The organism is Streptomyces sp. NPDC049577 (assembly GCF_040675635.1).
In the GTDB taxonomy this organism is placed as follows: Bacteria; Actinomycetota; Actinomycetes; order Streptomycetales; family Streptomycetaceae; genus Streptomyces.
This window is the reverse complement of the sequence record NZ_JBFAPH010000328.1, coordinates 1-7,051: the sequence shown is the minus strand read 5'-3', so window position 1 is coordinate 7,051 and position 7,051 is coordinate 1. Positions and strand designations below refer to the sequence as shown.

Below are 7,051 nucleotides of genomic sequence, written 5' to 3'. Positions count from 1 at the left end.
GAAAGGCATTGGCCTTCCCATGCCCGAGCTGGTGTTCTTCTCCGGAACGATGGACTGCGGAAAGAGCACCCTCGCTCTGCAGATCGAACACAACCGTTCGACCCGCGGTCTGCAAGGAATGATCTTCACCCGCAACGACCGCGCGGGGGAGGGCAAGCTCTCCTCCCGGCTGGGCCTGGTCACCGACTCGATCGAGGCGGGGGAGGGCTTCGACTTCTACGCCCACCTCGTCGCCCACCTCTCGGCGGGCGGCCGGGCCGACTACGTCATCGCCGACGAGGCCCAGTTCCTCACGGCCGAGCAGATAGACCAGCTGGCCCGGATCGTCGACGACCTCGAACGCGACGTCTTCGCGTTCGGCATCACCACCGACTTCCGCACCAAGCTCTTCCCCGGCTCCCAGCGGCTGGTCGAACTGGCCGACCGGATCGAGGTGCTCCAGGTCGAGGCGCTGTGCTGGTGCGGCGCGCGGGCGACGCACAACGCCCGGACGATCGGCGGGCAGATGGTCGTCGAGGGCGAGCAGGTCGTCGTCGGGGACGTCAACCAGCCGGAGACGGTGGTCGGTTACGAGGTGCTGTGCCGCCGCCACCACCGGCGCAGGCTGACGGCGGCCGCCGCCCACGCGTCGGCGCTGTCGCCGGACGTGCTGCCGGTGGACTCCCTCTGACCGCCCCGCCGCTCTAGCGGGCGGTGTGCAGGAGGGTGAAGACCGCGCCCTCGGGGTCCGTGACCGTGGCCATGCGGCCGGGCCCGGCGGCCGCTCCCACGGCGCCCGGGTCGCCCAGCGCGTCGTGCGGCTCGCTCAGCACCCGCCCGCCCAGCTCGACGGCCCTGCGGGCCGCTGCGTCGACGTCCGCCACCTCGAAGTACGTCATCCAGTGCGGATGCCGCAGGCCGGCCCCCACGCCCCGGACGGCGGCGACCGGACGGCCGTCCAGATGCAGGACCAGCGTGTCGGACTCCACCGAGCCGGCCGGCTTGACGTCGTACCCGAAGAGCGCGCGGTAGAACTTCACCACCATGGCGGCGTCATGGGTCACCAGCTCGTGCCAGACGGGGGTGCCGGGCACGCCCACCAGCTGGGGGCCCACCAGTTCCTGTCCCTGCCAGACGCCGAACGGCGCGCCCGCCGGGTCGGAAGCCAGTACGAGCCGCCCCGCGTCCTCCGCGGCGAGCGGGCCCACGCCCACCGTGCCGCCGGAGCAGCGAATCCATTCCGCGGCAACATCCGCGTCCTCGCTCGCCAGATAGGTGGTCCAGGCGTTGGCGAGTTGACGACCGCGCGGGAGTTCGCCGATTCCGGCCACGTCCCGCCCGTCGAGCGTCGCCCGTACGTACGGGCCCAGTTGGCGCGGTCCGGGGCTGTAGTAGGACCAGCCGAACAGCCCGCCGTAGAACTCCTTCGTCGCCTCCAGGTCGCGTACCAGGAGGCTGGTCCAGCAGGGCGTGCCTGGGGTGGGCCGAGTCTCCCCCTGACTGAGCTCGGAGGAACCCCATACCTCGGTCATCGATCAACTCTCCTCAGGACCATCGTGGCGGCCGCGCGTCGCACGCCGGTCCGCGGCGCGCGGGGTGGTACGGGACGGTGCCAGACCAGATGGTTGCACCACCTGTGGCGACTCGCTCCCCGGCCGCGCCGCGATGTACGGGTTGCCGCAGGAGATTGCCCGATTTCGCGTTTCGCTTCCGTTTCCACGCCATTGCCGTCCAGTATCGATCAGCTGTGCGTCGTCTGACCAGAGGGCCTTTCGGCGCATGTCATCTACGACAGGATGGGGGCATGGACCCCATCATCAGTGCAACGGAGTGGGAGAAGGAGTCGGCCGCGGAGCGGCCGCCGACCCTGCTGGACATCCGCTACCAGCTCGGCGGGCCGCCCGGGCGCCCCGCCTACGAGGCCGGGCACCTGCCCGGAGCGGTGTACGTCGACCTGGACGCGGAGCTCGCGGGCGCGCCGGGGGAGAGGGGCCGTCACCCGCTGCCGGACCTCGGCGTGTTCGGCGCGGCGATGCGGCGCGCGGGGGTGCGCCGGGACCGGCCGGTGGTCGTGTACGACGGCGGGCTCGGCTGGGCCGCGGCCCGCGCGTGGTGGCTGCTGCGGTGGTCCGGTCACCCGGATGTACGCGTCCTGGACGGCGGCCTCGCCGCCTGGACGGCGTCGGGCGGCCGGCTGACGACCGATGTCCCGGCCGTCGACGAGGGCGATTTCGAGCCGGCCCCCGGTGCGGGGGCGCTGCCGCTCCTCGACGCGGACGGCGCGGCCGCGCTGGCCCGGCAGGGTCTGCTGCTGGACGCGCGGGCGGGGGAGCGTTACCGCGGCGAAGTGGAGCCGATCGACCGCGTCGCCGGCCACATCCCGGGCGCCGTCTCCGCGCCCACGAGTGAGAACGTCACCGAGACCGGCCACCTCCTGCCAGCCGATGCCCTCACCGCCCGCTTCAGGGCCCTCGGCGCGTCGCCGGACACCCCGGTGGGCGTCTACTGCGGCTCGGGCGTATCGGCCGCCCAGCAGGTCCTGGCCCTTGCCGTGGCCGGCATCCCGGCGGCGCTCTACGTGGGCTCCTGGAGCGAATGGTCCTCCGACCCGAGCCGCGAGGTGGCCACGGGCCCCGAACCGGGCTGAGCACCCCCGCCATGCCGGCCTGGGGCCGGTGGTGACCGCCGGGCTGCGGTGTCGTGGTCGCTCGCCGTCGCGGCGGGGGCGGAGGCTGTGGTTTTCGGCTTCGCCGGCGCACGGGGTTGCGCCCGGATCCCGCCGCAGCGGTGGGGAGCCGGACGGCGCAGCCCGGCGGTGCCGTGCCGGCCTGGGGCCGGTGGTGACCGCCGGGCTGCGGTGCCGTGGTCGCTCGCCGTCGCGGCGGCCGCAGTCGGTGGGGGCCCTCTCGGTTCAGCGGGACCCGACGGGGGTCACTCCGGCTTTTTGCGGCGGGTGCCGAAGACGATTTCGTCCCAGCTGGGGACCGCCGCTCGGCGGCCCGGGCGGACGCCGTCCGCTTCGGCCTGGCGGTCCGTGGTGCCGATGAGGCGATCGCGGTGGCCCGCCACCGTGCGCGGCATCAGGACGTCCGCGTAGGCCGCTCCCGCGCTCGCCGCGGGAGCGGGCGGCTCGACGGCCTCCGGCTCCTCGGAGGGCGCCTCCGGCGGCATCGGCGGCACCGGCGGCGTCGACACCGTGTCGGGCACGACCATGTCGCCGCGGAAGCTCGGCACCGCCTCCAGCAGGCTCGTCAGGGAGTCCCGCTCCTTGCCGCCCTCGGTCTCCTCCCCGGAGGGTTCCGGCTTGTCCGCCGGCCGCTCCCGCGGCAGGCGGGCGATGCGCGGGACGAAGGGGAAGCTCGGCTCGGGCGTGTCCTCGGTCTCGCCGATGAGGGCGCGGGCCTCGTCGTCCAGCGCCTGAACGATCCGGCGCGGCGGGTCGTACGTCCAGCTCGCGGCGCGCGGCTCACCGGCCGCCCGGTAGACGAGCAGGACCTCCCAGGTGCCGTCGTCGCGGCGCCAGGAGTCCCACTGGGCGGTGTCCTTGTCGGCGCCGCGCAGCATGAGCCGCTCGGCGACGGCCTCGCCGAGCGCCGGGCCCGTGGACTCGCCGGGGCGGCGCACCGGCGTCTTGCGGGCGCGCTCGGCCATGAAGGCGCGCTCGGCCAGCACGGGGCCCTCGAAGCGCCGGACCCGCTCGACGGGGATGCCGGCGAGCTGCGCGACCTCCTCCGCGGAGGCGCCGGCCCTGATACGCGCCTGGATGTCGCGCGGCCGGAGGTGGCTCTCCACCTCGATCTCGATCTGCCCGAGGCGTGCGCGGTCGTTGCGCACGGCGGCGCGGAGCCGCTCGTCGATGGGAAGCGTGTACTCCGTGCTGTCCGCAGCCTTGAGCACCAGACGTGTGCCGTCGTTGGAGACTGCCACGACACGCAGTTCGGGCATGGGGACCTCCCGGGTGGTGCCTGCCGACGTCACCTGCGTCGCTGCTTCCGCTAGTCGAGTGTGGCCTGCCCGGGTAGCAGCCTGCCACAACCTTGCCGAGTTGACGGGGCGAGAGCCGCCCGGGCCCCCTCCCGTTGGATCCGGGCAGCCGGACGGGATATTGGGGCCAGGGCTCGTCACAGTACTCCATTCGGGCCACTGGGGGTGGATCGGCACGCCAGCGAAGTTCACCTGCGACAAGGGAGTTGAATGCGCCCCTTGTGCCCTGAGGCCTTCCCGTGGGTGGCGTGGTTCACACAATCGCCCGATTCGGAACTGTTCGTTAGGCTCGAATGTCTCTTCCTGCTGCAAGTGCGAATGAATGGGCTGGCAAGGGCTGGAGATGGACGAGAAACCCGAAAGTGAGGCAAAAGCCAAGGACAGGCGCCTGGACCTGAGCGTCGCACAGGTTTCCGGAAGCGCCCTGGCCGCGGTGATCGCAGCCCTGCTGGCGGGCAAACTCGGTGTATACGGCACCGTGATCGGTGCCGGAGTGGTCAGCGTGGTGGCCACCACGGGTGGAACGGTTTTCCAGCACCTGTTCAAACGTACGGGTGAACAGGTTCGCGAAGTCACGACGCAGGCGGCGCGGCCGGGGATGCGGCGGGTGTCCGTCCGCGATGCGGGCCGGGCGGTGGGCCGCGACGGTCGCGACGGCCCTGACCTCGGCCGTTCGCGGGACCGTACGGACCGAACGCGGCTTCTCGGGCAGATCGGAGCGACCCGGGCACTGCCGCAGGGCGATGACACCACGCACCTCGCGCCCCAGGCGTCACAGCAGCCGCATAACCCGGCGCGAAAAACAGCGCACGCCGGTGCGTACACCGGCGCGCATCACTCTTCGTGCAACAGCAACTACGCAGAGGTGTTTTCCGGGGGCTCCGGCGAGTACACGGAGGCCACGACGCACGGCACCCGGCTGCGCGGCTGGAAGCGCTCACTCCTCGCCGCCGGGGCGGTCTTCGTGCTGGCGATGGGCACGGTGACCGTCGTCGAACTGGCCTCGGGCTCCAGCGCGGACGGCAGCAAGGGCGGGACCACGGTCACCCGCTTCTTCCACCAGGACGAACCGGAGAAGCAGCGGGACGACACGCCCTCACGCACCCCCGGACAGGACTCGTCGCCGGGCGACGGCGAGGAGCGCGGCGGCGACGGCACGACGCCGTCCCCCGGCCACAGCGCCGAGGACGGCGGCGGCACGGGCGGACGGACGCCCAGCCCGGGGCCGACCCCCTCCGGCGGCACCCAGCCCTCGCCGGACGCGACCCCCTCTCCCGGCCGGTCGCCCGACGCGGGCAAGGGCGGTGGCACGGACGACGGCAAGGGCGGCGGCACGACGACCGGCAGCGGGACCGGCGGGAAGGCGAGCCCGCCGCCGACCCCCGGTCAGAACGCCGCCGCCGGCACGGGCAGCGGCGCGAGCCCCGCGGCGTAGCCCGAACGGCCTCACCGGCGGCCTCAGTCGCCGAGGACGCGCCGCAGGTAGTCGTTGCCGAACAGGCGGTGCGGATCCAGCCGGTCCCGCACCGCCGTGAACTCCGCGAAGCGCGGGTAGACCTCGGCCAGATACTCCGCCTCGCGGCTGTGCAGCTTCCCCCAGTGCGGCCGCCCGCCGTGCGCGGTCATGATCTGCTCGGCGGCCGAGAAATACGCCCGGTGCGGTGTTCCCCTGTACATGTGTACGGCGATGTAGGCCGTGTCCCGGCCGGCGGCGGTGGACAGCGGGATGTCGTCGGCGGGAGCCGTCCGGACCTCCACCGGGAAGCTGACCCGCAGGCCCCGGCGCTCGACCGTCGCCCGCAGCTCCCGCAGCGCCGTCATCGCGGCCTCGCGCGGCAGCGCGTACTCCATCTCCAGGAAGCGGACCCGGCGCGGGCTGGTGAAGACCTTGTACGGCACGTCCGTGTACGTCCGGGCGGACAGCGCCCGGCCGGTGACCCGGGCGATGCCCGGGACGGCGGCGGGGACGGCGCGCCCCACCGCGCACACCGCGCCGAAGACGCCGTTGGCGAGCAACTCGTCGTCCACCCAGGCACGCGAGCGGGCCAGCGGGGCGGCCGGCCCCGCGCTGCGGTTGTTGCGCTTGGTGGCGCAGTGCTCGGTGTGCGGGAACCAGTAGAACTCGAAGTGCTCGTTCTCTGCGACCAGCTCGTCGAACGCCCCCGTCACCTCGCCGAACCGCATCGGCTCCTCGCGCGCCACGAGAAGGAACTCGGGCTCCACCGCGAACGTGACGGCGGTGATGACGCCCAGGGCGCCGAGCCCCAGCCGGGCCGCCGCGAAGACCTCCGGGTGCTCGCCGGCCGAGCAGCGGAGCACCGAGCCGTCGGCCGTCACCAGCTCCAGGCCCGCGATCTGGGCGGCGATCGCGGCGGAGTCCCGGCCGGTGCCGTGCGTTCCGGTGCTGACGGCGCCGGAGACCGTCTGCTCCATGATGTCGCCCATGTTGGTCAGCGACAGGCCGTGCGCGGACAGCGTCTCGTTCAGCGTCCGCAGCGTCGTCCCGGCGCCGACCGTCACCGTCCCCGCCTCGCGGTCGATCTCCCGGACGCCGGTGAGCCGGTCCGGGCGTATCAGCAGTCCGTCGGTGGCGGCCGCGGCGGTGAACGAGTGGCCGCTGCCGACCGCCTTCACCCGCAGCCCGTCGGTGGCCGCCCGGCCGATCGCCTGGGCGACCTCGCCGGCCGAGGCCGGGGCCACCGTCCGCAGCGGCCGCGCGGTGACGTTCCCCGCCCAGTTACGCCACGCAGGGCTCGTCCGAACCGCCGTCCGTGTCGTGCGCGTCATGCGTGCCAACCCCCACCCGCTCCGGCGCCGGCTGCGGCCGGCGGTACCCGAGGAACGCGACCGCGGCCGCCAGCACCCCCGCCACGCCGGGCACCGCGTACCCCGCGCGGGCGTCCACGGCGTCCACCACCCAGCCGGCGGCCGACGACCCCAGCGCCACGCCGACCGCGAGCCCGGTGCTCGTCCAGGTCATGCCCTCGGTCAGCTGCGCGCGCGGTACGTACTGCTCGACGAGGGCCATCGTGGTCACCATCGTCGGCGCGATGGACAGGCCCGCGACAAAGAGCGCCACGGCCAGGAA

At 73.6% G+C, this 7,051-nt stretch carries 7 protein-coding genes; 3 read left to right on the top strand and 4 right to left on the bottom strand.

The features are described from left to right. Window positions 1-19: 19 nt before the first annotated feature. The gene (locus tag AB0K09_RS27230; protein ID WP_366068054.1) at window positions 20-670 is read left to right on the top strand and encodes a thymidine kinase; all 651 of its coding nucleotides are present in this window, start codon (window positions 20-22) and stop codon (window positions 668-670) included. A 13-nt stretch (window positions 671-683) separates the two neighbouring features. On the opposite strand, the gene AB0K09_RS27225 is transcribed toward AB0K09_RS27230, so the two are convergent. Continuing rightward, a complete protein-coding gene (locus tag AB0K09_RS27225; protein WP_366068053.1) occupies window positions 684-1,511 on the bottom strand; it encodes a VOC family protein in 828 nt (275 codons plus the stop codon). Window positions 1,512-1,783: 272 nt separating this feature from the next. Here AB0K09_RS27225 and AB0K09_RS27220 point away from each other — a divergent pair, with 272 nt between their 5' ends. Then, on the top strand, window positions 1,784-2,626 hold the full coding sequence (locus AB0K09_RS27220) for a sulfurtransferase (protein WP_366068052.1): 843 nt from the start codon (window positions 1,784-1,786) through the stop codon (window positions 2,624-2,626). 284 nt (window positions 2,627-2,910) lie between these two features. On the opposite strand, the gene sepH is transcribed toward AB0K09_RS27220, so the two are convergent. Beyond that, a complete protein-coding gene (sepH, locus tag AB0K09_RS27215; protein ID WP_366068050.1) occupies window positions 2,911-3,924 on the bottom strand; it encodes a septation protein SepH in 1,014 nt (337 codons plus the stop codon). Window positions 3,925-4,828: 904 nt separating this feature from the next. Here sepH and AB0K09_RS27210 point away from each other — a divergent pair. After that, entirely contained in the window at window positions 4,829-5,398 is a 570-nt protein-coding gene (locus AB0K09_RS27210; RefSeq protein WP_366068049.1) for a hypothetical protein, read from the top strand. Between the two features lie 23 nt (window positions 5,399-5,421). Here the strand turns inward: AB0K09_RS27210 and AB0K09_RS27205 are convergent, their stop codons facing one another. Both AB0K09_RS27205 and AB0K09_RS27200 read right to left on the bottom strand, forming a co-directional pair. Further along, window positions 5,422-6,750 carry a D-arabinono-1,4-lactone oxidase gene (locus AB0K09_RS27205; RefSeq protein WP_366068048.1) on the bottom strand — a complete coding sequence of 443 codons (1,329 nt, stop codon included), beginning with the start codon at window positions 6,748-6,750 and terminating at the stop codon, window positions 5,422-5,424. Further along, the coding region (locus AB0K09_RS27200) for an MFS transporter (RefSeq protein ID WP_366068047.1) at window positions 6,701-7,051 on the bottom strand (351 nt) is incomplete at its 5' end. The genes AB0K09_RS27205 and AB0K09_RS27200, both read right to left, overlap by 50 nt.

Coding starts and splice junctions, on each gene's coding strand:
- AB0K09_RS27205 (WP_366068048.1), bottom strand. CDS start 6,750: ATGACGCGCACGACACGGACGGCGGTTCGGACGAGCCCTGCGTGGCGT.
- sepH (WP_366068050.1), bottom strand. CDS start 3,924: ATGCCCGAACTGCGTGTCGTGGCAGTCTCCAACGACGGCACACGTCTG.
- AB0K09_RS27220 (WP_366068052.1), top strand. CDS start 1,784: ATGGACCCCATCATCAGTGCAACGGAGTGGGAGAAGGAGTCGGCCGCG.
- AB0K09_RS27225 (WP_366068053.1), bottom strand. CDS start 1,511: ATGACCGAGGTATGGGGTTCCTCCGAGCTCAGTCAGGGGGAGACTCGG.
- AB0K09_RS27230 (WP_366068054.1), top strand. CDS start 20: ATGCCCGAGCTGGTGTTCTTCTCCGGAACGATGGACTGCGGAAAGAGC.